The sequence below is a fragment of the Tenacibaculum jejuense genome (genome assembly GCF_900198195.1).
In the GTDB taxonomy this organism is placed as follows: domain Bacteria; phylum Bacteroidota; class Bacteroidia; order Flavobacteriales; family Flavobacteriaceae; genus Polaribacter; species Polaribacter jejuensis.
On record NZ_LT899436.1, the window covers coordinates 3,776,597 to 3,798,507 of the forward strand.

At 31.2% G+C, this 21,911-nt stretch carries 25 protein-coding genes and 1 riboswitch; of the genes, 3 read left to right on the plus strand and 22 right to left on the minus strand.

The window, feature by feature from the left end; all coding sequences use genetic code 11:
• Positions 1–41: 41 nt before the first annotated feature.
• Both ctlX and AQ1685_RS16495 read right to left on the minus strand, forming a co-directional pair.
• Positions 42–977 (minus strand): citrulline utilization hydrolase CtlX, encoded by a 936-nt coding sequence (gene ctlX / locus AQ1685_RS16490; protein WP_095073964.1) that lies wholly within the window; start codon positions 975–977, stop codon positions 42–44.
• Between the two features lie 57 nt (positions 978–1,034).
• Positions 1,035–1,334, minus strand: a complete 300-nt coding sequence (locus AQ1685_RS16495) for a hypothetical protein (protein ID WP_095073966.1) — start codon at positions 1,332–1,334, stop codon at positions 1,035–1,037.
• 194 nt (positions 1,335–1,528) lie between these two features.
• Here AQ1685_RS16495 and AQ1685_RS16500 point away from each other — a divergent pair, with 194 nt between their 5' ends.
• Both AQ1685_RS16500 and AQ1685_RS16505 read left to right on the plus strand, forming a co-directional pair.
• Positions 1,529–1,882, plus strand: coding sequence for a hypothetical protein (locus AQ1685_RS16500; RefSeq protein WP_095073968.1), 354 nt, complete (start codon positions 1,529–1,531; stop codon positions 1,880–1,882).
• Positions 1,883–1,950: 68 nt separating this feature from the next.
• Entirely contained in the window at positions 1,951–2,373 is a 423-nt protein-coding gene (locus AQ1685_RS16505) for a hypothetical protein (RefSeq protein ID WP_095073969.1), read from the plus strand.
• Here the strand turns inward: AQ1685_RS16505 and moeB are convergent.
• The 13 genes from moeB to thiS form a co-directional block, all read right to left on the minus strand.
• Positions 2,348–3,403: a molybdopterin-synthase adenylyltransferase MoeB gene (gene moeB / locus AQ1685_RS16510; protein WP_095073971.1), complete on the minus strand. Its 1,056-nt coding sequence runs from the start codon at positions 3,401–3,403 to the stop codon at positions 2,348–2,350. The genes AQ1685_RS16505 and moeB overlap by 26 nt on opposite strands.
• On the minus strand, positions 3,390–4,727 hold the full coding sequence (locus AQ1685_RS16515) for a hypothetical protein (RefSeq protein ID WP_095073973.1): 1,338 nt from the start codon (positions 4,725–4,727) through the stop codon (positions 3,390–3,392). Before AQ1685_RS16515 ends, moeB begins: the two co-directional genes overlap by 14 nt.
• An 86-nt stretch (positions 4,728–4,813) precedes the next feature.
• Positions 4,814–5,695: an alpha/beta hydrolase fold domain-containing protein gene (locus AQ1685_RS16520; RefSeq protein ID WP_095073975.1), complete on the minus strand. Its 882-nt coding sequence runs from the start codon at positions 5,693–5,695 to the stop codon at positions 4,814–4,816.
• 22 nt (positions 5,696–5,717) lie between these two features.
• Positions 5,718–6,803: a serine hydrolase domain-containing protein gene (locus AQ1685_RS16525; protein WP_095073977.1), complete on the minus strand. Its 1,086-nt coding sequence runs from the start codon at positions 6,801–6,803 to the stop codon at positions 5,718–5,720.
• Positions 6,804–6,870: 67 nt separating this feature from the next.
• Positions 6,871–8,019 carry a 2-iminoacetate synthase ThiH gene (thiH, locus tag AQ1685_RS16530; RefSeq protein ID WP_095073979.1) on the minus strand — a complete coding sequence of 383 codons (1,149 nt, stop codon included), beginning with the start codon at positions 8,017–8,019 and terminating at the stop codon, positions 6,871–6,873.
• Positions 8,016–8,366 carry a four helix bundle protein gene (locus AQ1685_RS16535; protein ID WP_095073981.1) on the minus strand — a complete coding sequence of 117 codons (351 nt, stop codon included), beginning with the start codon at positions 8,364–8,366 and terminating at the stop codon, positions 8,016–8,018. Before AQ1685_RS16535 ends, thiH begins: the two co-directional genes overlap by 4 nt.
• Before the next feature lie 34 nt (positions 8,367–8,400).
• Positions 8,401–9,168 carry a thiazole synthase gene (locus tag AQ1685_RS16540; protein WP_173862366.1) on the minus strand — a complete coding sequence of 256 codons (768 nt, stop codon included), beginning with the start codon at positions 9,166–9,168 and terminating at the stop codon, positions 8,401–8,403.
• Between the two features lie 9 nt (positions 9,169–9,177).
• A complete protein-coding gene (thiE, locus tag AQ1685_RS16545; protein ID WP_095073983.1) occupies positions 9,178–9,828 on the minus strand; it encodes a thiamine phosphate synthase in 651 nt (216 codons plus the stop codon).
• A gap of 53 nt (positions 9,829–9,881) precedes the next feature.
• Positions 9,882–10,247, minus strand: a complete 366-nt coding sequence (locus AQ1685_RS16550) for a four helix bundle protein (protein WP_095073985.1) — start codon at positions 10,245–10,247, stop codon at positions 9,882–9,884.
• Between the two features lie 57 nt (positions 10,248–10,304).
• Positions 10,305–11,057 carry a hydroxymethylpyrimidine/phosphomethylpyrimidine kinase gene (locus AQ1685_RS16555; RefSeq protein ID WP_095073986.1) on the minus strand — a complete coding sequence of 251 codons (753 nt, stop codon included), beginning with the start codon at positions 11,055–11,057 and terminating at the stop codon, positions 10,305–10,307.
• A gap of 109 nt (positions 11,058–11,166) precedes the next feature.
• Positions 11,167–11,757, minus strand: a complete 591-nt coding sequence (locus tag AQ1685_RS16560) for a thiamine phosphate synthase (RefSeq protein WP_095073988.1) — start codon at positions 11,755–11,757, stop codon at positions 11,167–11,169.
• Positions 11,758–11,924: 167 nt separating this feature from the next.
• Positions 11,925–13,784: a phosphomethylpyrimidine synthase ThiC gene (thiC, locus tag AQ1685_RS16565; protein ID WP_095073989.1), complete on the minus strand. Its 1,860-nt coding sequence runs from the start codon at positions 13,782–13,784 to the stop codon at positions 11,925–11,927.
• 28 nt (positions 13,785–13,812) lie between these two features.
• Positions 13,813–14,016: a sulfur carrier protein ThiS gene (gene thiS, locus AQ1685_RS16570; protein ID WP_095073991.1), complete on the minus strand. Its 204-nt coding sequence runs from the start codon at positions 14,014–14,016 to the stop codon at positions 13,813–13,815.
• Positions 14,017–14,076: 60 nt separating this feature from the next.
• A riboswitch (TPP riboswitch) is annotated at positions 14,077–14,171 on the minus strand.
• A gap of 164 nt (positions 14,172–14,335) precedes the next feature.
• Here thiS and AQ1685_RS16575 point away from each other — a divergent pair.
• Positions 14,336–14,629, plus strand: coding sequence for a hypothetical protein (locus AQ1685_RS16575; protein WP_095073992.1), 294 nt, complete (start codon positions 14,336–14,338; stop codon positions 14,627–14,629).
• 62 nt (positions 14,630–14,691) lie between these two features.
• On the opposite strand, the gene AQ1685_RS16580 is transcribed toward AQ1685_RS16575, so the two are convergent.
• The 7 genes from AQ1685_RS16580 to AQ1685_RS16610 all read right to left on the minus strand — a co-directional run bounded on the left by AQ1685_RS16580 (position 14,692) and on the right by AQ1685_RS16610 (position 21,820).
• The gene (locus AQ1685_RS16580; protein ID WP_095073993.1) at positions 14,692–15,606 is read right to left on the minus strand and encodes a dimethylarginine dimethylaminohydrolase family protein; all 915 of its coding nucleotides are present in this window, start codon (positions 15,604–15,606) and stop codon (positions 14,692–14,694) included.
• 63 nt (positions 15,607–15,669) lie between these two features.
• Positions 15,670–16,956, minus strand: coding sequence for a citrate synthase (locus tag AQ1685_RS16585; protein WP_095073995.1), 1,287 nt, complete (start codon positions 16,954–16,956; stop codon positions 15,670–15,672).
• A gap of 307 nt (positions 16,957–17,263) precedes the next feature.
• Positions 17,264–18,550, minus strand: a complete 1,287-nt coding sequence (gene eno / locus AQ1685_RS16590; protein ID WP_095073996.1) for a phosphopyruvate hydratase — start codon at positions 18,548–18,550, stop codon at positions 17,264–17,266.
• Positions 18,551–18,640: 90 nt separating this feature from the next.
• Positions 18,641–19,054: a DUF1330 domain-containing protein gene (locus AQ1685_RS16595; RefSeq protein ID WP_095073998.1), complete on the minus strand. Its 414-nt coding sequence runs from the start codon at positions 19,052–19,054 to the stop codon at positions 18,641–18,643.
• Positions 19,055–19,061: 7 nt separating this feature from the next.
• Positions 19,062–20,168 (minus strand): glutamine-hydrolyzing carbamoyl-phosphate synthase small subunit, encoded by a 1,107-nt coding sequence (gene carA / locus AQ1685_RS16600; RefSeq protein WP_095073999.1) that lies wholly within the window; start codon positions 20,166–20,168, stop codon positions 19,062–19,064.
• An 84-nt stretch (positions 20,169–20,252) separates the two neighbouring features.
• Positions 20,253–20,756 (minus strand): 50S ribosomal protein L17, encoded by a 504-nt coding sequence (gene rplQ, locus AQ1685_RS16605; RefSeq protein ID WP_095074001.1) that lies wholly within the window; start codon positions 20,754–20,756, stop codon positions 20,253–20,255.
• A 71-nt stretch (positions 20,757–20,827) separates the two neighbouring features.
• Positions 20,828–21,820: a DNA-directed RNA polymerase subunit alpha gene (locus AQ1685_RS16610; protein ID WP_095074003.1), complete on the minus strand. Its 993-nt coding sequence runs from the start codon at positions 21,818–21,820 to the stop codon at positions 20,828–20,830.
• Between the last annotated feature and the right edge of the window lie 91 nt (positions 21,821–21,911).

The following is a 21,911-nucleotide window of genomic DNA, read 5'->3' on the forward strand; positions in this document are numbered from 1 at the left end:
ATAAAATAAAAATCCGCGATTGTTAGCGGATTTTGTTTATTTTATTGTTTTGGTAAAAAGACTTCTGCCATCATACATCTGGCACTTCCACCTCCACAGCCTTCAATTACATCTAAAGAACTAGATATAATTTTACAATGTTTTTCTATCTTATTTATCTGATCTTTAGTTAAGCAATCATAAGCCGCTTGACTCATTACTAAAAACCTTTCTTCATCTTTACCTCTTACTTGCAACATGTTTCCTGCAAAATTATTCACCTGAGCTTCTGTTATATCTATAACTTCTTTTCCATCTTCTTTCAAATGCTTTACAACATTTTTTCTTTCTTTCTTGTCATCTATAGAAGCCAAACAAATTACAGCGAAAGTCTCAGCTAAACACATCATAACATTAGTATGATAAATTGCTTTTCTTTCATTATTTACAGTTTGATTTGCTGTAAATACTACAGGTGTGTATTCAAAATCTTCGCAAAACTCAATAAATAACTCTTCATCTGCTCTAGGGGATAAAGCACAATATGCTTTTTTATTTACTCTATCTAACAATAAACTTCCTGTTCCTTCTAAAAAAACCTGCTCTTCTTCAGCAGAAGTATAATCAATCACGTTCTCAATAACAAAACCGTTTTCTTCTAAAGTATCTAAAATATCTTCTCTTCGCTCTAATCTTCTATTTTCAGCAAACATAGGATATAAAGCTACTGTTCCATCCTGATGAAATGAAATCCAATTGTTTGGAAATATAGAATCAGGTGTATCTGAATCTTTTGTGTCAGAAACTACAATTACATTTACTCCATAACTCCTTAGTTTCTCTACGTAATTATCAAATTCTTCTTGGGCTTTTGCGTTAACTGTAGCCGGTAAAACATTATCTAAAACTTTTTGATAGTAGTTATTTACAGCTGTTTGTTCATTCATCCTAAAACCAATAGGACGAATCATTAGAATCGTATTGGTAGTTTGTTTCATAGCCGCAAAAGTAACTTTTTTTGACTTCTGTTCTGCTATTTATAAGTGAAGAAAATCTTATTTTCTATTTTTCTTTTCTTTTTTCTCTAAAGCTGCTATCCTTTCTTTTTGAGCAATTAATAACTTGAATATATTTGGCTGTCTACTTTCATAAGTCATAGACGTGATAACTACTTTATTACTATTAGGTCTCTTTTTTAATTTTATATGTAAAACATATTCTGGCCTAACTACTTCAGAAATATTATTTCTTAATCTATTAACCGAACCTTTTTCTTCTTGATTTTGAGATAATAAAAATTGAACATTAAACAATAATAAACTCAAAATCACTCCGTAAATTCTTCCTTTAACCATATCCTCCTAATTATGTTCACATTTAAATATAGTTTTTTCTAAATAAAATTAACATATGTTAAAGATGAAATGCTCGTTATTACCCATAAAAGGGGATAAATCCCCCTAAAAACTGCATAATGACTGTTACAAGCACATAAGATTTATACGTAAATAATCATTTATATTTGTAAACTTTTTATGTTAAACTATTTATGGTTGTAGAAGATTTAGTAGGTGAGTTTTCAATAATAGGTTCTAATCAAGATGAAAAAAATAGCGAATATAAAGGAACGCTATCTATAACTATAGATAAACATAAAAGAGTACATGCACGTTGGATAATTGGCAAGGAACAAGAACAAACTGGATATGGATTCTTTAACGATAATATTCTTGTTATTAACTTTCAATATTTAGACGAGAATCATATTGCTTGTACTGGAACAGCAGCTTATAGATGTATCACAAAAGATATTTTAGATGGATTTTGGTCTGAAGAATTTGGAGATCCAAATTTTTTAGGTTCTGAACGTTGTTTTAGAGTAAAAGATGAAGCTATAAATTAAAAACAACTCTTTTTATTCTATTTTACTTTCATGATATTACATTATATTTAATATTTCTATTTTAATTTATGAAACAAGATAAAGAGCCAAGAGAATATCGTGTTAAAGAAGTTGTTTTATCAAATGATAAAGGCTGGACTAACAAATACACTATTTTAGATCATATTACTGAAACTCCATATAAATTTAAGTGTATTGTTTGTAATGATGCCACTGTAGAAATAAACCATTATGATCTTGGAAATGTTGGAAATAAAACTTGTACGTATCAATCAAACACAGATACTCCAGTTATTATTGCTACTAACGATATAAGAAATCACAATGGAATTGGTTTTTGCTCCAAAGTGACTTGTTGTAATAATTGTAACACCTATTATTATGCCTCTTTCGGGTATACTGAACCCAATAATGGAAGAGATGTAATTTTTTTAGATACTATCTTACGTTTGGAAGAGAAAAAAACTAACTCAACCCATTCTTCAAATTAATAAAGTTTCCTTGTAATTCTTGCTCTTGTAAAAAATCGATAGCTCTGGTACTACGGATTCCTGATTTACAATACACAACTACTGGTTTGGATATATCGATTTCAGAAAAACGACTAGGTAATTCTCCTAGTGGAATATGTTGCCCGCCAATATGATATTGTTCACGTTCCCAGTTTTCACGAACATCTAACAAATTGTATTTTGTTTTATTCTGATTCAAATCTTCAAGAGTTATTTCATCTTCAATAATTGTTACACCACAAAATGCTTCATAATTTTCATCTAAAGCAGTAACTTCAGCTCTTTCAGTTTTACTGTAGTTTAACACTAATTGACGCATCGACAACACATCTAACACTAATAATTTATCTGAAAGTACATCACCTAAACCAATAATCATTTTAAGCACTTCATTTGCTTGTAAACTTCCTATAATTCCTGGTAAAACTCCTAAAACTCCAATCTCAGAACAATTAGGAACATCTTTCGGGTTTGGTGGTGTCGGATATAAACATCTGTATGTTGCACTTCCTTTATAGTTGAAAACACTTACTTGACCTTCAAATTTAAAGATAGATCCATAAACTAAAGGTTTGTTGGTGATTACAGCAGCGTCATTGGATAAATATCGAGTTTGGAAATTATCACTTCCATCTACAATAATATCATATTGTTTGAATAACTCAATCGCATTATGTTTAGTTAACTGCTCTTTATATATCTGAAAATTGATAAAAGGGTTCAATTTTGATAATCGATTTGCTGCAGTTTCTGCTTTTGATTTTCCTACGTCTTCAACAGTATACAAAATCTGACGCTGCAAATTGGTTTGATCTATAACATCATCATCGATAACGCCAATTGTTCCTATTCCTGCGGCTGTTAAATATTGTAAAACAGGACAGCCTAAACCTCCTGCACCAATTACTAAAACTTTAGCCTGTTTTAACTTTATTTGTCCCTTCTCTCCTATTTCTTCTAAAATAAGATGACGATTATATTGTTTTTGTTCTTCTCTAGTTAGCATCAAATTCTTCTTTTTTAATTTCTAAACACACAAAACCTCTTTCTTTCATAAGTTCTTTTGACAAGTTCATTAAATAATTTCCTTCTAACTCCCATAAAATTAAAGTCCCGTCTTTTAGAAAAATCCATCTTGAAATGCTTTTACCAGATTCCCTTTCTTCTGTTAATTCAAAAAAAATGGCATCTTTGTAACGACCTTTATATTTGTTTTTATCTGCGCCTCGATTTATCAAGTCTTCAATAAAATGCTCTTTAGCTTTTCTACTAAATGACTTAGATTTCACCCAATGAATTTCACCTACACAATTTTCACAATTGATAGAATATTTAAAGACTGGATTATTTTCTAAAATTTTAAGTAATTTGTTCTTATTCCGAACAATTGATTTAGAAGAACTAAAAGGAAAGTTTGCGTTAAATATGGTATAAAACTCAATATTATCAAACCCATTCTTATCTAAAAGTTCTATTTCCAAAGATTTTGTCATGATACCTTCCCATTCAACAGAAGACATATAAGATTCTTCTATTCTCTTAATTACAAACTCTTTCTCTAAATATTTGAATTGTTTTTTATATTTCTTCTTAAGCTTAATATAATTAATTCTATCTTTTAAGTATTTGTTCTTTATTAAATTTAGAAGTGTAAAGTTAAAATTAGTTCCTAACAGTTTTTCTTTATTTACCTCTACTTCATCTGGAATAATTTTAGATAGTATTGTTGAAATATCACTATTATACACTTTTGTATTTTCCACATACCAAGGAAGCATATAAGGAAATTTACCAGTAGAAGTAATGTTCAATGTATCTTTTTCTGTTATGATTTGGATTCTTACAAATGATAAATTTCTATCTGTTCCTTCTCCCTGCATGGACCAAACTAGATTTTTATTTTTTTTGTAATCTTTAATAATCGTAATTGCAAAAGAATCTATTTGCTCGTTTTTCTTCTCGTCTATTCTATACCAATATTTCCCCCATAATTCTTCAGCATTACTAGCCAACCAATCTGAATCTTTATTAAACATTTGTAAAGGATTTGTTTTTGATTTCTTCTGAGTTTGAATAGCTAGAAATAACGAATCTATTAGACTAGAATTAATTTTAGTAGTTATATTCTCATTATTTACAAGTGAGCGAAGTTCATAATTTCTATTTATTTCACATTTGTTATGTTTACTACTAAAATAAACACTATTAGGTTTATAGAAATCATCAGTAATGGTAATTTTCTTCCAATTATCCTTCCAGTATTCATTTTTCTGAGCATATAATCCTAAAATAAATACGATAAAGTAAAATGTAATAAGGTTCTTTTTCTGCATAAGTAAAACTACTAATTCTAAGTTTCAATATATATTAAAACAGTATTAATCTTGTCATAATCCATTTTAGAAAACATAGAGTGTTATTACTCTTTTATACTTTCAATAATTTGCTGTAAAGCTTTTTTTGCTTGTGGTAAAACTGGTAGTAACGGATAAATATGTGGCATTTTAGCTCCATCTATAAGTTTTACATCTACCTCTTCTTCTTGCATTTTCTTAACTCCTATTTTTGCATCTGGATACATAATATCATATGCTCCAATATAAATCTCAGTTTTAGGAAACCCTTTAAACGTTCCATATAAAGGAGAAATGGTTTTATCTTTTAAATCTAAGCCATTTGCACACATTTCTTTTGCAGAAAGTATTCCCGATACGTTTAACATTGGATCTTTTTCAGCTATGCTTTCTATTTCAGTGTTTGACATACTCGCATCAAAAACCGGAGTAATTAAAATTAATTGTTTAGGAATTTCTTTTTTCTTTTCTAAGAGCCTTTGCGTTAAAGTCATAATTAAATTCCCTCCAACAGAATCTCCTATCAAAGTAATATTTTCAGATAAGGCCAAAGTTTGAGTTGCAAACTCGTAAACCCAATCTATATTTTGACAAATTTGATGAATGTTATATTCTGGAGCTTTAGGATAATCTATCAACCACAATTCTTTGCTTGTATCTTTTACTATTTTCTCAATAGCATTCCAGTGATGTTCAGCTGGACCAGAAATAAAAGCCCCTCCATGTATAAAAATTATTAAATCCTTACTAGTGGTATCTGCCTTTTTTATTTTATAAATTTTAGTATCATCTAAATCTAAACTTTCTACTGAAAACTTTTTTAAAAAACGCTTAGGTGGTAATTTTCTATCTGACTTTCTTAATTTTTCATAATCAACAGGAGTTTTTGAAAATATCTTTTTGATTCCCATTAATCGAATAATAAAAAAAGTAAGATTTCTTAACATTTATTGATTTTTCTATTTGCTTTTAATTGATAATCTTGTTGATTTTTTCCCACAGATCATTAAAATAATTTATAGATAATTGACCTTGATTAGGTTCATCACCAAATCTAACTACTACAATATCCTCGCTTGGTACTACTGCTATAGTTTGACCATTTTTCCCTAAGGCTGCAAAAGTATCTTCTGGCGCTTCTGGTGAAAGTGGACGCAATGTGATTGTTTGAATTCCTGGAAATACAATAGATGATTTTCCATTTAGCCAAGTTAAATATCCATAGGATTCATTGATTCCTTGTGATGTATTTATCATTTCATTCATATACACTCCACTTATTACTCTATTTCCTCTCCAAATTCCTTTAGCTGATAGCAACAAACCAAAACGTGCCGCATCTCTAGCTGTACTCCAATAAATATTTCTATCATCTTCCTCTATCCATTCTCCATTCATACCTGTTACAGTTTCTAGCTTTTGATCTGTAAAATCATTGTAAGTAAGTCCTGAAGTATTTTCTATTACACTTTTTAACACTGTTGATGTTCCTGTGTGATAAAACCATTGTTTACCTGCATCAACTCTATATTTAAAACATTGTGGTGTATAACAGTTTAGGTTAACATTCGTACGGAAACCCGTGGTCATTGTTAATTGATTCTTAATCGTAACCAAATTTTCCTTTTCTAAAGGTAAATCTGTCCATCCTGCTCCTAAATGATCTGAAGTTTTATCAGAAATTGTTAATAATCCTTCACCTTGAGCTATTCCAATTAAACTAGCTGTTAATGTTTTTCCAGCGGAAGCCCAGTACCATCTAGAATCTCTTGTAAATGCTCCTGTATTTTCAAAATTAGCTCCCCAGTATTCTTCAAAAACGATTCTTCCTTCTTTTAAAACTATAAGTGCTCTTGTCTCAGAATCTTCTAAAAAAGAGTATAAATCGGGAACTTCAGCTGTATTCCACCCTAAACTTTCAGGTGAAACAGTCTCCCATTCACTATTATCATTTAATGGGAAGTAATTGGTGTCTCCAAATGTTATGCTTGGCTTATTACAACTAACAAAACACAACATAAGAGATAGAAATAAAGTTATTATTAGTTTTCTCATTACTTATGGGGATTTAAGAATAGTTAGCTAATTTAGAAACAATTTATCATTAATAATATTGTAACTCTTAACTAAAATGTTCCCAATCTTTCCAAACTACTTCCAAACCTTGATCTTTTAGCATCCTAGTTATCTCTTCTGTACTACGTTCATCTGAAATCTCGAACTGTTCTAAAGACTGAGGTTCAACAGCGTATCCACCAGGATTTGTTTTCGATTCTGCACTCATAGAAGTGATTCCTAATTGTACAATATGATTTCTGAAGATTTCATTTTCACGAGTAGAAATAGATAATTCTACATCTTCATCAAACAAACGATACGCACAAATTAACTGTACCAAATCAGCATCTGTCATTTCTACTTTAGGTTCTAATCCTCCAGAATGCGGTCGTAATCTTGGAAAAGAAATGGAATATTTTGTTTTCCAGTATGTCTTTTGTAAATATTTTAAATGTAATGCCGTAAAGAAGCTATCTGCTCTCCAATCTTCTAATCCGAATAAAGCTCCTAATCCGATTTTATGAACTCCTGCTTTTCCCAAACGATCAGGTGTATCTAATCGGTAAGAGAAGTTAGATTTCTTTCCTTTCGGATGATGTTTTTTATACTCTTCTCTATGATATGTTTCTTGATAAACTAAAACTGCATACAATCCATTTGCTATCAATAACTCATATTCATCTTGATCTAAAGGTTGAACTTCAATAGTAATATTCGAAAAATGTGGCTTTATTAATTGAATTGCATTATTAATATAATCTACACCAACCGTACGATTCGCTTCTCCTGTAACTAATAAAATATGATCGTAACCTTTATTTTTTAAGAACTCTACTTCTTTTAAAATTTCAGCATCTGTTAACGTTCGTCTTGGAATCTTGTTTGTTAAACTGAATCCGCAATACGTACAAATATTCTGACATTCGTTACTTAGATACATCGGAGCATACATTTGAATTGTATTTCCGAAACGTTTTTTGGTTAACTGATTACTCAACTGAGCCATTTGCTCAATATAAGGTTTTGCAGCAGGTGAGATTAAAGCTTTAAAATTTTCTAAATCTCTTTTATCAGAAGCCAAAGCTCTTTCTACATCAAGAGATGATTTAGAAAGAATGTCTTTCATTACTGAATCCCAGTTGTAATTATCGAATATATCTTCAAAGCTTTTGGCTTTTGGCTTTTGGTTCTTAGTTGTTTCTTTTTGTATCATTTTAGTTTTTGATAAAGAGAGTTCAACATTTTTCTAATTATAATCACCTCTTTACTTAAAATATCAAAATCTTCAACTGATAGGTATGCTATAGATTTTGAGAACTCTAATAAGTATTCTACTTCGGCTGACGATCCAGAAGCTATATTTATAAAGTAGGCAAATTCTTTTTCAGAATTTCTACTAGCTCCTTCAACTAAATTTGTTGGTATAGACAATGATGCTCTTCTAAGTTGAGAGATAATTCCAAACTTTTCTTCTGAAGGAAATATTTTAGTTACCTCATAAATTTTTAAAGCAAGTTGGTGAGATTTTTTCCAAACCTCAAGGTTTTTATAATTTCTCATAATAACTCAAATAGCTAACAGCTAGAAGCCATGACTAACTCAAAAACGAAGTCAATGGACTACTTGCTTCTGCATGTTTTTTTACTGGAGCTAATTTTGCTTCGTAAGCTATTCTACCAGCTTCAACAGCCATTTTAAAAGCTTTTGCCATTGCTACTGGATTTTGAGAAACTGCTATTGCTGTATTTACCAAAACTGCATCTGCTCCAACTTCCATGGCATGAGCCGCATGTGAAGGTGAACCGATTCCTGCATCTACAACTACAGGAACATTAGATTGTTCTACAATAATCTCTAAAAACTCTAACGTTTTTAATCCTTTGTTACTTCCTATTGGTGCTCCTAATGGCATTACACATTGTGTTCCTACCTCTTCTAATCGCTTACATAAAACAGGATCAGCATGAATGTAAGGCATTACAATAAATCCTTTTTTCACTAACTCTTCAGCTGCTTTTAATGTTTCTATAGGATCTGGTAATAAATATTTTGGATCTGGATGTATTTCTAATTTCACCCAGTTTGTCTCTAAAGCTTCTCTAGATAATTCAGCTGCAAAAACTGCTTCTTTTGCATTTCTTACTCCTGAAGTATTTGGTAATAAATTGATTCGTTGATGATTTAAATGTGTTAAAATATCATCTTCTTCATTTTGTACATCAACTCTTTTAAGCGCTACTGTTACTAATTCACTTTCACTTTCTAATAAAGCATCACGCATTAATTCTGAAGAACTAAATTTTCCTGTTCCTGTAAACAAGCGTGATGTAAATGTTTTATCTGCTATTTGTAATGAACTCATAATAATTAGTTAGTTGTTTGTATCTAATTTAAAAACTTGCTCTTGTGAACTTCCTGCTTTTAAAATTTGATGAAATTTTGAAATGGAATTAAAATCTTTAGTTATTTCTCCTGATACTGCTATACCATGGATATTTGTTTCTATTAATGATGCTACATCTTCTAAAACAATTCCTCCAATAGCTATTACTGGAGTTTCTGTATTTAATTCCTCTAAAAGTACTTGATAACCAGCTAAACCTAAAATCGGACTTAAATTTTTCTTTGTAGTTGTATATCTAAAAGGTCCTAAACCTATATAATCTACTTTCTTTTCAATTAAAGTTTTACAATCTTCTAAAGTATTTGCAGTACCTCCTATGATAAATAAGTTTCCTAAGTATTTTCTCACTTCAGCCGGACAAGCATCTGTCTTCCCTAAATGAACTCCATCTGCTTTTACTTCTTCTGCAACTTTATAATGATCGTTTATAATTAATCTTGTTTGAAAATGACTCGTAATCTCTCTTGCCTTTTTCGCTGTTTCTAAAATAACCGCTTCTGTTTCATTTTTCAAACGAAGTTGTACCCATTCTGCTCCAGCTGTACAAGCACTTTGAATATTTTGTAAATGCGCTTCGGGAGTTTCTCCTTGTGATATATATTGTAATTTACTTATCATTTTTAAAGAATTATTAGAATTCAGGAGTTAAAAGAAGTTAAGAATTACTGTATCTATTTCCCTAGAATTGCTTTGCAATAGGAATTTAACAACTTACTAACTTCAATTAACAACTGTTTTTCATCATCTAGACTTATTTTATATCTTAAGTCTTTTGTTAAAACCAAATAATATCTACACTCTTCTAAAGACCCTTGGGCTATATTAAAAAAACGTAACTTATCTTTTATTCCTTTTTTCTTATATCCTTCAACAATATTTGCTGCTATTGATATGGCAGCTCTTCTAAACTGGCTTGTTAAACCATAAATTTCATTTTTAGGAAAATCATCAGTTAATCGATAAACACATAACACAAATTGATGTGCTTTTTGCCAAACTAATAAACCTTCAAATGATTTACTTTTTACTTCTTTCATAACTTTTTTCTTCTCTTCTACTCTACTTAACTCCTAAAATTCTTAACTTCTTAACTCTTAAGAATGAAATCCTAATAGTGTTTTGTTAGAACTCAATACTTTTTCGATGTAACGTTTTCCTTTAAAACATGATTTTACTAACGGATACTTTAAAGCGATGTAACTTGCAATTGCAGAAGATAACACACAACCGCTTCCATGCTTTTCAAATATTTTAATTCCTTTTTTAGGATTAAAAGGATGTATTTTTCCTTCGTTTGTATATAAATAATCTACTCCTATCTTTTCAGGACGATGTCCTCCTTTTAAAAATACGTGAGTTTTCGACTGAATATGATGTATCGTTTCTTCAATCGTTTTGTCTTGATATAGATTTTGAATCTCTTGATAATTTGGAGTAATTAAATAGATTTTATCTAAAATTTTATCGAAATCACTTTCACTGAAATCATTTTGAAACACAAAACCTGTGGATGATTTTAAAATCGGATCTAAAACAATTTTAGTGTCTGGATTTAATTGTAAAACCGTATCAATAATTTTTGACAATTTCTGCCAATCTTCAACAATCCCAATTTTAACGGTAGCAATCGAAAAACGATCAAACAAAACTTGAATTTGTTCCAAGATAGTTTCAATATCAATCCAATCACATTTTAGAAACTCTTTATCATTTTGAATTGTATTGGCTGTACAAACTGATAATCCGTAACACTTTAATTGCTCAAATGTTTTCACATCTGCTGTTAAACCTGCCCCATTTGATGGATCAAAACCCGCAATTGTTAATATGTATGGTCTTTGTTTCAAGTTTTTAAACTGTTTATTTAAGACTAGTTATCGTTCAGAATATATTTCAGAATCTCATAAATATTAATAATGAGAACCTGAAACAAGTTCAGTTTAACAATATTTATCTCTACACTTTGTAATGACGCTTGATTTCTTCAAAACTTTTTATAGGATCTTCTGTATTCCAAACACCACCAAGCACGCCAATACCTTTATAACCTAGTTCTAATACTTTAGGAATTGTATTTGCATTTACTCCACCCATTCCTATAATCGTTTTATCAATACTGTTTACATCAAAACCTCTTCCCTCGTATCCTTGTTTAGAGATTGAAGAAAAAACTGGACTCAATAAGTGATAATCAAAATTGATCTCGCAAGTATCTAAAACCTCTGGTTCATGAAAAGAACTACTTACTTTAAAACCTTCAGACATGTATAAAGAAACATAACCTTCTAGTTTTTCTCCTAAATCTAATCTAGGTTGTTCTTGAATGTGAATTCCTTTCAACACAAACTCTGCACATAAATCATGAAACTGATGTATCATAATTTTCTGATAGTACTCTGGATTGATTTCTTTTAATAAATTTCGATATCCTTCAATATCAAAAGAAGGTTTTCTTAAATGCAATACTTCTAAACCATTTTCAAACAATTGATTTAAAAGTGCTGCTTCATTTTGTATCTCCTTTTCGGATGTTAGGACTATTAGCATAAATAATTACAAATTGAAAATTATGAATTATGAATTTTCTAATTTTCAGAATCGTCGTTGCAAATGAAGTCAAGTAATCTGTCAGTTAATAAAAAGATTACTTCGTCGTTTCCTCCTTGTAATGACGCATCATAAATTAATCATTGAAAACTCATAATTCGTAATTCTTATAAATATACTTCAGAACCTTTTTGTTTGAACTCTTCAGATTTTTCTTTCATTCCTTCTTCAATTGCATTTTCAGCTTCTAAATCTTTTTGAGCTGCGTAATCTCTAACTTCTTGAGAAATCTTCATTGAACAGAATTTCGGTCCGCACATAGAACAGAAGTGTGCAATTTTAGCACCTTCAGCTGGTAACGTTTCGTCGTGATATTCTCTAGCCAGTTCTGGATCTAAACTTAAGTTAAACTGATCTTCCCAACGGAATTCAAAACGAGCTTTACTTAACGCGTCATCTCTATGTTGTGCTCCTGGATGTCCTTTCGCTAAGTCAGCAGCATGCGCAGCTAATTTATATGTTACAACTCCAGTTCTTACGTCATCTTTATTTGGTAAACCTAAATGCTCTTTTGGTGTTACATAACACAACATTGCAGTACCATACCAACCAATCATTGCTGCTCCAATTCCTGAAGTAATATGATCATAACCTGGAGCAATATCAGTAGTTAATGGTCCTAATGTATAAAAAGGAGCTTCACCACAAGCCTCTAATTGCTTATCCATATTGGCTTTAATCATATGCATTGGCACGTGACCAGGACCTTCTATGAAACACTGTACTTCGTGTTTCCAAGCGATTTTAGTTAACTCACCTAAAGTTTCTAATTCAGCAAACTGCGCTTCGTCATTTGCATCTGCAATACACCCTGGACGTAAACCGTCTCCTAAAGAGAATGCCACATCGTAAGCTTTCATAATTTCACAAATCTCTTCGAAATGCGTATATAAGAAACTTTCTTTATGATGCGCTAAACACCATTTTGCCATAATTGAACCTCCACGAGAAACAATTCCTGTAATACGTTTTGCAGTCATTGGAACATAAGCCAAACGAACTCCTGCGTGAATTGTAAAATAATCTACTCCTTGTTCAGCTTGTTCAATTAATGTATCTCTAAAAATTTCCCATGTTAAATCTTCTGCAACACCATTTACTTTTTCCAATGCTTGGTAGATTGGTACTGTTCCAATTGGTACTGGTGAATTACGGATAATCCACTCACGTGTTTCGTGAATGTTTTTTCCTGTAGATAAATCCATAATATTATCTGCTCCCCAACGACAAGCCCAAACCGCTTTTTCTACTTCTTCTTCAATAGAAGATGTTGTTGCTGAGTTACCAATATTTGCATTGATTTTCACTAAGAAGTTACGACCTAAAATCATAGGTTCTGCTTCTGGGTGATTTATGTTTGAAGGAATTACCGCTCTACCTCTAGCGATTTCTTCTCTTACAAATTCTGGAGTAATTTTTTCTGGAATACTAGCACCAAAATCTTGGCCTGGATGTTGTTTCGCTAAACGTGTCATTTCATCAATACGCTGATTTTCACGAATTGCTACATATTCCATTTCTGGAGTAATCATTCCTTGTTTTGCATAATGTAACTGAGTTACATTTTTTCCTTCCTTAGCTTTATACGGCTTATTTAAATGATTAAATCGTAAATGATCTAAACTTTTATCATTTAAACGCTCGTTACAATATTCTGAACTGAATTTATCTAATTGTTCAACATTTCTTCTGTCTAAAATCCATTGCTCACGAATACGCTCTAAACCGTTATGAATGTTTATTTCTTTTTCTGGATCAGTATACGGTCCTGAAGTATCATAAACAGTTACTGGTTCATTTGGAGTACGAGCTTTAGTCATTGAATCTACAGTATCATTCAATGAAATCTCACGCATTGCTACGTTAATTTGAGGATGTAATTTACCTTTTACATAAATCTTTGTAGAATTTGGAAAAGGTTTCCTTGTAATTCCATCTTGTTTTGGAGCCGTATCTTTTTTCTTCATTGTGAAAGGTGTTTGTTTTATTGTTAGTTTATCCGCCTTGAGTAGATCTTATGATTAGTACATTATCATTTTCAGACAATGTATGACTTTCCCAATCAGACTTTTTTATAATCGAGTTGTTTATAGCTATAGCAATTCCATTAGATTGAATTTGTAACGTTTCAATCATTCGATCTATAGTGGTTTCTTTTGAAAATGTTTTGCTTGTGTCGTTTACTTTTACAGTTATCATATAAAACTAATTAAAGCAAACTCTAGAAATAGAAGATATACACATATACAAGTGTATACTAAAGTTAAGATAACTTTTCCCTCCGCTGGTATTAACCAAATCAGGTTCTAAGGATATTTCTCAAACTAGTAATCTAGCTACTCCTAAAGTTTATACTACAAATATAAGGCTTTATTCTTCAACTTAATAATTAAAAAAAACTTCTTACCGACTATTATGACACTTATGTCTGGTTTTTATACTCTAAAGGTATTTTTCTATTTTTCAAGCTACTCTTTTCTGAAATTTATTACAACTTAAACCTTAAATCACAAATATTATGTCAAATCAAACTGCAACAATCGAAAAAACATTAGTAGGAGGATGGACTCCTTATGGACCTGTAACTGCTGAGGATAAAAAAGTATTCGATGAAGCATTAGCTGGTTTTGTAGGTGTACAATATACTCCACAATCTGTATCTACTCAAGTAGTAGCTGGAAAAAACTATCGTTTTAAGTGTGAAGCTACATTACCTGGCCCAGAACCAATTCAATGGGAAGCTATTGTTGAGATTTTCCAACCTTTACCAGGACAAGGTAAACCTCATATTACTGGAATTACAAAATTATAATTTTAAAAAAAGCCAATTAGAAGTTTCTAATTGGCTTTTTAATTTTATATCTATTTATTTTTCTAATCTCTTATTAAAGGTAAGGTAGAACATCGTAATAAACCTTCTTGTTTTGCTATCTCAGCATAAGGCACCTCTTCTACAGTAAAACCTTTTTCTCTTAACCATGTATTTAATCTAGTAAAGTTTTTCTCAGAGATGATTACATCTTCAGAAATCGAGAAAATATTACTATTCATATTATACATTTCTTCTTTAGAAATTTCAAATACATTTTCTTTACCAAAGGAATCTATTAACCATTCGTATTCTTTTTCAACTAAAAATCCATTTTTATGTAAAATTGCTTTGTCTTTTCCTATTGGCTGAAAACAACAATCTAGATGTAGTGCATTTTCTTTAGGATCTGTATTAGATTTTCTTAATTCAAATGCTTTCACAATTTTATCTGGAAATAATTCTTGGAGAGCAATTACAGCATCTGTATTTGTTCTAGCTGTTATGTAATCAGGATAATCACTTCCAGAGTATGTTCCTATAAAAATATAATCATTCCATGGCATTACATCTCCTCCTTCGACATGACATTCTTTAGGTAATTCGATTACATTTTCTGGTGCAACTTGAGAAACTACATGTTGAATTGCCTCATATTCTCTCCCTCTATCAGGAAGGATGTTGGCTTTTACTAATTTATCATCGATAACAAAAGCAATATCTCTAGAAAAGATTTGATTATAATCTTTTATAATTTCGGGACGAAATACTTGAACATCATATTTTTTGAATACAGCAGCTACTGCTTCCATTTCTAGGATCATATCTTTTTCCGTTGGATATGTTCCTGCTAAAACATGTTGTTTGCTTTTTGGATCATAACAATCTTCTGCTTTTGGTGTTGGTCCATTACTCTCCGCAGTTCCTAAAACTACTGCTCTTAATCTAGAAGTTTCGTTTTTTACATTTAGTTGTAACATATAGCAAAAAAAATGTCATCCTGAGTTCAACTTCAGAATGACATTATATCATTTTAATTGTTTTTATCTTTTATTGATTTTTACGAAAGGGCGATAGTTCTCACCAGTATAAACTTGACGAGGACGACCAATTGGCTCTTTGCGTAAACGCATTTCTCTCCATTGAGCAATCCATCCTGGTAAACGTCCTAAAGCAAACATTACTGTAAACATTTCTACTGGAATATCCATAGCTCTGTAAATAATACCTGAATAGAAATCTACGTTTGGATATAATTTTCTTTTTACGAAATAGTCATCACTTAAAGCTTCTTTCTCTAAACCTTTAGCGATATCTAATACTGGATCCTCAACTCCTAAATCATCTAATACTTCATCAGCAGCAACTTTGATAATTTTTGCTCTTGGATCGAAGTTTTTGTATACTCTGTGTCCGAATCCCATTAAACGGAATGGATCTTCTTTATCCTTAGCTTTAGCCATGTATTTCTTAGTGTCTCCACCATCAGCTTTAATAGCTTCTAACATTTCTAAAACTGCTTGGTTAGCTCCACCATGTAATGGTCCCCAAAGTGCAGAAATTCCAGCAGAGATAGACGCAAATAAACCTGCATGAGAAGAACCTACTACTCTTACCGTAGAAGTAGAACAGTTTTGCTCGTGATCTGCATGTAAGATTAATAATTTATCTAAAGCATCTTTTACGATTGGGTTTATTTCATACTCCTCGTTTGGCTTTTCAAACATCATTTTCATGATATTTTCAACATAACCTAATTTACGAGAACCATAGTTTAATGGTAAACCTTTGATTTTACGCATAGACCAAGATACTAATACAGGGAATTTACCCATAATCTTAACTATAGCGTTATACATTTCTTCTTCAGAATCTACATTCACAGAAGAAGGGTTAAATGCTGTTAAAGCAGAAGTTAAAGAAGATAATAATCCCATTGGATGTGCATTCTTTGGAAATGCATCGATAATCTTTTTAACATCGTCATCTACAATTGCGTTATCTAAAATATCATTGTAGAATTTATCTAATTGTTCTTGCGTTGGTAATTCTCCAAAAATTAATAAGTAAGCCACTTCTAAAAAATCAGCTTTCTCAGCTAATTCTTCAATTGAGTAACCTCTATATCGTAACACTCCTTCTTCTCCATTTAAAAATGTAATAGCACTTTGGCAAGAACCTGTATTCTTAAAACCTGGATCTATAGTAATAACTCCTCCTGTAGCTCCTCGTAAGGTTTTAATATCTATTGCAACTTCATCTTCCGTTCCTTTAACTAACGGAAATTCGTAGGTGTTTTCGCCAATCTGTAATTTCGCTATTTCTGACATTTTCTATTTGATTTATTAATAATTGAAATGATGCACGAAGATACCATTTTTTAAAGTATTTAAAAAATCTTCATCGATAGATTTTAGATATCTAAATAATAACTTTAGTTTATTTGTTTTTTCATTAAAAAATAGATCGTGCTTTATTTTTTAGTCTAATATTCTCTAAAAACATTACGTTAAAATTATCGTAAAAATAGTAATATTATATGTAGAAAACCAAAATTGGTTAACCAATTTTAATGTTATTTGAAACAAAAAAAGCCTCGACAAATCGAGACTTTTTAGTTGCTAACATTTAATTTAATTAGATTTTAAAAGCTTTTGTTTGTGGATAATAAGCCACATCGTCTAGCTGCTCTTCAATTCTTAATAATTGATTATATTTTGCCATACGATCTGATCTTGAAGCAGAACCTGTTTTGATTTGTCCGGTATTTAATGCTACAGCTAAATCTGCGATTGTATTATCTTCAGTTTCACCTGAACGATGACTCATAACTGATGTATACCCTGCATTATGCGCCATGTTAACAGCTGCAATTGTTTCAGTTAAAGTACCAATTTGATTTACTTTAATTAAAATTGAATTAGCAATACCATTTTCAATACCTCTAGATAAACGTTCAACATTAGTTACAAATAAATCATCTCCAACTAATTGTACTTTATCTCCAACTTTTTCAGTTAAATATTTCCAACCGTCCCAGTCGTTTTCATCCATTCCATCTTCAATTGAAATAATCGGATACTTTTCTGATAATTCAGCTAAATAATCAGCTTGTTCTTTACTTGTACGAACTTTTCCTTTATCTCCTTCGAACTTTGTGTAATCGTATTTATCATCTACATAAAATTCTGCTGCAGCACAATCTAAAGCGATCATAATTTCGTCGCCTAATTTGTATCCAGCATTTTTGACAGCTAAAGCAATCGTATCTAAAGCATCTTCAGTTCCTTCTAAAGTTGGAGCAAAACCACCTTCATCACCTACTGCTGTAGATAAATTTCTACCATGTAATACCTTTTTTAAATTATGGAAAATTTCAGATCCCATTTTCATTGCATGAGTAAAACTCTCAGCTTTTACTGGCATTACCATAAACTCTTGAAAGGCGATTGGTGCATCTGAATGTGATCCTCCATTGATAATATTCATCATTGGAACAGGTAAAGTATTTGCACTTACACCTCCAACATATCTATATAAAGGCATTCCTAATTCGTTAGCAGCTGCTTTTGCAACAGCTAATGAAACACCTAAAATTGCATTTGCTCCTAATTTTGACTTATTTGGCGTACCATCTAAATCAATCATCATTTTATCGATTAAGTTTTGCTCGAAAACTGATACTCCTAATAATTCTTGAGCTATTATTGAATTTACATTTTCTACTGCTTTAGCAACACCTTTCCCCATATAATCATCTCCTCCATCACGTAACTCAACAGCTTCATGCTCTCCCGTTGAAGCTCCAGAAGGTACTGCTGCTCTTCCTAAAACTCCATTTTCAGTTGTTACATCTACTTCAACTGTAGGATTACCTCTAGAATCAAAAATTTGACGTGCGTGGATATTGATAATAATACTCATCTTTTATTTTTTTAGTTATTTTGGCTGTAGCTAATTTACAAATGCTACAGTATTTAAGGTTGATTTTTACTTAATTTCTACGAAATCGTTTTATTCTAATACTGGTAATAATCGTGAATCTAATAGTGCCGCTTTTCTATGACCAGCTGTAGCTAAATAGGTTTTATCTTGAGCAAAACTCATGAAACTCTCAACCGATTCATGTTCTACTAGCAATACATAATCCCATGTCTCATCTACGGGACCAATTACAAAATTCTTACTACTACCTTTAAACAAAACTCTACTTCCGTATTTTTCGATACAAGGAAGCGTATGAATCATATATAATTCATACGCTTCTTTACCTGAAATTTCTTGCTTAGGTTTTATTGTTTCTAAATTTGTATAGTCTGCAACTTCTTTAAATTTTAACAAATTGAGCATTACTATTTTTCCTTTACCTTGGTATTTTAAATAGAATTCTCTTCCCGATTCTTGAGTTACATCTATATACCTTTTCATAGAAACACTATTTAACTTTTTTAATATTCTCTATGAATTGATCAAATAAGTATTCTGAATCGTGTGGTCCAGGACTAGCTTCTGGATGATATTGAACAGAAAATACATTTTTACTCTTCATTTTAATACCAGCTACTGTATTATCATTTAAATGTACATGAGTAATTTCTACATCTGCATGCGCTTCTGTCTCCTCTCTGTTAATAGCAAATCCGTGGTTTTGAGAAGTAATTTCTCCTTTACTTGTAATTAAATTCTTTACAGGGTGATTAATACCTCTATGTCCGTTGTGCATTTTATAGGTAGAAATTCCATTAGCTAAAGCAATTACTTGATGTCCTAAACATATACCAAATAATGGTAAATTCTTTTCAATAACTTCTTTTGCTAAATTTTGAGCATCTACTAGTGGCTCAGGATCTCCAGGTCCGTTTGAAATAAAGTAACCATCAGGATTCCATTCTTGTAAATCTGAAAATTTAGCATTAAAAGGGAAAACTTTAATATATGCATCTCTCTTTGCTAAATTTCTTAATATATTCTTTTTGATACCAATATCTAACGCTGCAATTTTTATAGATGCATTTTCATCTCCAACATAGTATGGCTCTTTAGTTGATACTTTAGAAGCCAATTCTAAACCTTCCATGTTAGGTACGTTAGCTAATTGCTCTTTAAGTTTATCGATATTTTCAGTATCTGTAGAGATAATAGCGTTCATTGCTCCATTTTCTCTGATATAAGATACTAATGCTCTTGTATCTACATCTGAAATAGCAACAAGATTATGTTTTTCAAACCAATCTTTTAAGTTACCATCAGAATCTACTCTAGAATGTTCAAAACTAAAGTTCCTACAAATTAACCCAGAAATTTTGATTCCTTCAGATTCTACTTCTTCGTCATTAACTCCATAGTTACCTATGTGAGCATTAGTAGCAACCATTAATTGCCCATAGTAAGAAGGATCAGTAAAAATCTCTTGATAACCTGTCATTCCAGTATTGAAACATATTTCTCCAGTAACTGTACCTTCTATACCGATAGATTTACCGTAAAAAATTGTTCCATCTGCTAATAAAACAAGAGCTTTCTTTCTAGTTGTGTATTTCATGTTAAAAAAGTTTGTCAAAAATAGTTTAAAAAAAAAGGATAAACAATTACGTTTATCCTTTATTATAATTAAATGCTAAGCATCTTATTCTTCTTCTTGTGAAGATTCAACATCAGCTACTGGTGCTGTTTCAGCTTTTTTAGCTCCACCACCACGACGACTACGACGAGTTGTCTTCTTAGCTTTCTTACCATTAGGATTGTATAATTCGTTGTAATCAACTAATTCTACCATTGCCATAGGAGCGTTATCTCCTTGACGATTTCCTAACTTGATGATTCTTACGTAACCACCCGGTCTATCACCAACTTTTACAGCTACTTCTTTAAACAATTCAGAAACTGCATACTTATTTCTTAAGTAACTAAATACTACACGACGATTGTGCATATTCTTTTCTTCTGTACCGTTGTTTTCAGCTTTAGCCTTAGTTATTAAAGGCTCTACAAACTTACGTAATGCTTTAGCCTTTGCCTCAGTAGTATTAATACGCTTGTGTTCTATTAAAGAACAAGCCATATTAGCTAACATAGCTTTTCTATGCGCAGTTTTTCTACCTAAATGGTTAACTTTTTTTCCGTGTCTCATGACGTTTAGTTTTAGATTAACATCTTGCTCAACTCACTTTAGAGGAGCAAAATATGCTAACCTTGATTAATTTAATCTCTATCTAATTTATACTTTGATAAATCCATTCCAAAGCTAAGGCCTTTATTGTTCACTAACTCTTCTAATTCTGTTAATGATTTTTTACCAAAGTTTCTGAATTTCATTAAATCACTCTTATTGAATGATACTAAATCTCCTAATGTATCTACTTCTGCTGCTTTTAAACAGTTTAAAGCTCGAACAGATAAATCCATATCTACTAATTTCGTCTTTAATAACTGACGCATGTGAAGTGATTCTTCATCGTAAGATTCAGTTTGTGCGATTTCATCTGCCTCTAAAGTTATTCTTTCATCAGAGAATAACATGAAGTGGTGGATTAAAATCTTAGCAGCCTCTGTTAAAGCATCTTTTGGATTGATAGATCCATCAGTATCAATATCGAAAACTAATTTTTCGTAATCAGTTTTTTGCTCAACACGAAAGTTCTCAACTGCATACTTTACATTTTTGATAGGTGTAAAGATAGAATCAGTAAAGATTGTTCCTAATGGAGCTCCTGATTTTTTGTTTTCTTCAGCTGGTACGAATCCTCTACCTTTTTCTATTGTAATCTCAGCATTAATCTTAACAGATTTATCCATGTTACAGATTACTAAATCAGGATTCAATACTTGAAAACCTGATATAAATTTCTGTAAATCTCCAGCTGTTAATTGCTCTTGACCTGAAATTGCAATAGTAACTGTTTCTCTATCTGATTCTTCGATTTGCTTTTTGAAACGAACTTGTTTCAAATTTAAGATCATTTCAGTAATATCTTCCACAACACCAGTTATAGTAGAAAACTCGTGATCTACTCCATCTACTCTTAAAGATGTGATTGCAAATCCTTCTAAAGATGATAATAATACTCTTCTTAAAGCATTACCAACAGTTAAACCAAAACCTGGTTCTAATGGTCTGAATTCAAATCTACCTTTGAAATCAGTAGATTCGATCATGATTACTTTATCGGGCTTTTGAAAATTTAAAATCGCCATTTATTTTTCTTCGTTTTAATTGTTACCCAGTTGCGCGGTCCGTAAGTTTGAAGAAATACAAACGGACCCTTTGGCTGAGTACCAATATGGT

Excerpts from the sequence above, each read along its gene's own strand:
- rplQ (WP_095074001.1), bottom strand. The coding sequence starts at position 20,756 with ATGAGACACGGAAAAAAAGTTAACCATTTAGGTAGAAAAACTGCGCAT.
- AQ1685_RS16535 (WP_095073981.1), bottom strand. The coding sequence starts at position 8,366 with ATGAGAAATTATAAAAACCTTGAGGTTTGGAAAAAATCTCACCAACTT.
- thiE (WP_095073983.1), bottom strand. The coding sequence starts at position 9,828 with ATGATAAGTAAATTACAATATATATCACAAGGAGAAACTCCCGAAGCG.
- AQ1685_RS16505 (WP_095073969.1), top strand. The coding sequence starts at position 1,951 with ATGAAACAAGATAAAGAGCCAAGAGAATATCGTGTTAAAGAAGTTGTT.
- AQ1685_RS16560 (WP_095073988.1), bottom strand. The coding sequence starts at position 11,757 with ATGCTAATAGTCCTAACATCCGAAAAGGAGATACAAAATGAAGCAGCA.
- thiS (WP_095073991.1), bottom strand. The coding sequence starts at position 14,016 with ATGATAACTGTAAAAGTAAACGACACAAGCAAAACATTTTCAAAAGAA.
- eno (WP_095073996.1), bottom strand. The coding sequence starts at position 18,550 with ATGAGTATTATTATCAATATCCACGCACGTCAAATTTTTGATTCTAGA.
- ctlX (WP_095073964.1), bottom strand. The coding sequence starts at position 977 with ATGAAACAAACTACCAATACGATTCTAATGATTCGTCCTATTGGTTTT.
- AQ1685_RS16595 (WP_095073998.1), bottom strand. The coding sequence starts at position 19,054 with ATGAAAAGGTATATAGATGTAACTCAAGAATCGGGAAGAGAATTCTAT.
- AQ1685_RS16500 (WP_095073968.1), top strand. The coding sequence starts at position 1,529 with ATGGTTGTAGAAGATTTAGTAGGTGAGTTTTCAATAATAGGTTCTAAT.
- AQ1685_RS16610 (WP_095074003.1), bottom strand. The coding sequence starts at position 21,820 with ATGGCGATTTTAAATTTTCAAAAGCCCGATAAAGTAATCATGATCGAA.
- AQ1685_RS16525 (WP_095073977.1), bottom strand. The coding sequence starts at position 6,803 with ATGAGAAAACTAATAATAACTTTATTTCTATCTCTTATGTTGTGTTTT.
- AQ1685_RS16495 (WP_095073966.1), bottom strand. The coding sequence starts at position 1,334 with ATGGTTAAAGGAAGAATTTACGGAGTGATTTTGAGTTTATTATTGTTT.
- thiC (WP_095073989.1), bottom strand. The coding sequence starts at position 13,784 with ATGAAGAAAAAAGATACGGCTCCAAAACAAGATGGAATTACAAGGAAA.
- AQ1685_RS16550 (WP_095073985.1), bottom strand. The coding sequence starts at position 10,247 with ATGAAAGAAGTAAAAAGTAAATCATTTGAAGGTTTATTAGTTTGGCAA.
- AQ1685_RS16540 (WP_173862366.1), bottom strand. The coding sequence starts at position 9,168 with ATGAGTTCATTACAAATAGCAGATAAAACATTTACATCACGCTTGTTT.
- AQ1685_RS16515 (WP_095073973.1), bottom strand. The coding sequence starts at position 4,727 with ATGCAGAAAAAGAACCTTATTACATTTTACTTTATCGTATTTATTTTA.
- AQ1685_RS16580 (WP_095073993.1), bottom strand. The coding sequence starts at position 15,606 with ATGTTACAACTAAATGTAAAAAACGAAACTTCTAGATTAAGAGCAGTA.
- AQ1685_RS16520 (WP_095073975.1), bottom strand. The coding sequence starts at position 5,695 with ATGTTAAGAAATCTTACTTTTTTTATTATTCGATTAATGGGAATCAAA.
- AQ1685_RS16575 (WP_095073992.1), top strand. The coding sequence starts at position 14,336 with ATGTCAAATCAAACTGCAACAATCGAAAAAACATTAGTAGGAGGATGG.
- AQ1685_RS16585 (WP_095073995.1), bottom strand. The coding sequence starts at position 16,956 with ATGTCAGAAATAGCGAAATTACAGATTGGCGAAAACACCTACGAATTT.
- thiH (WP_095073979.1), bottom strand. The coding sequence starts at position 8,019 with ATGATACAAAAAGAAACAACTAAGAACCAAAAGCCAAAAGCCAAAAGC.
- carA (WP_095073999.1), bottom strand. The coding sequence starts at position 20,168 with ATGAAATACACAACTAGAAAGAAAGCTCTTGTTTTATTAGCAGATGGA.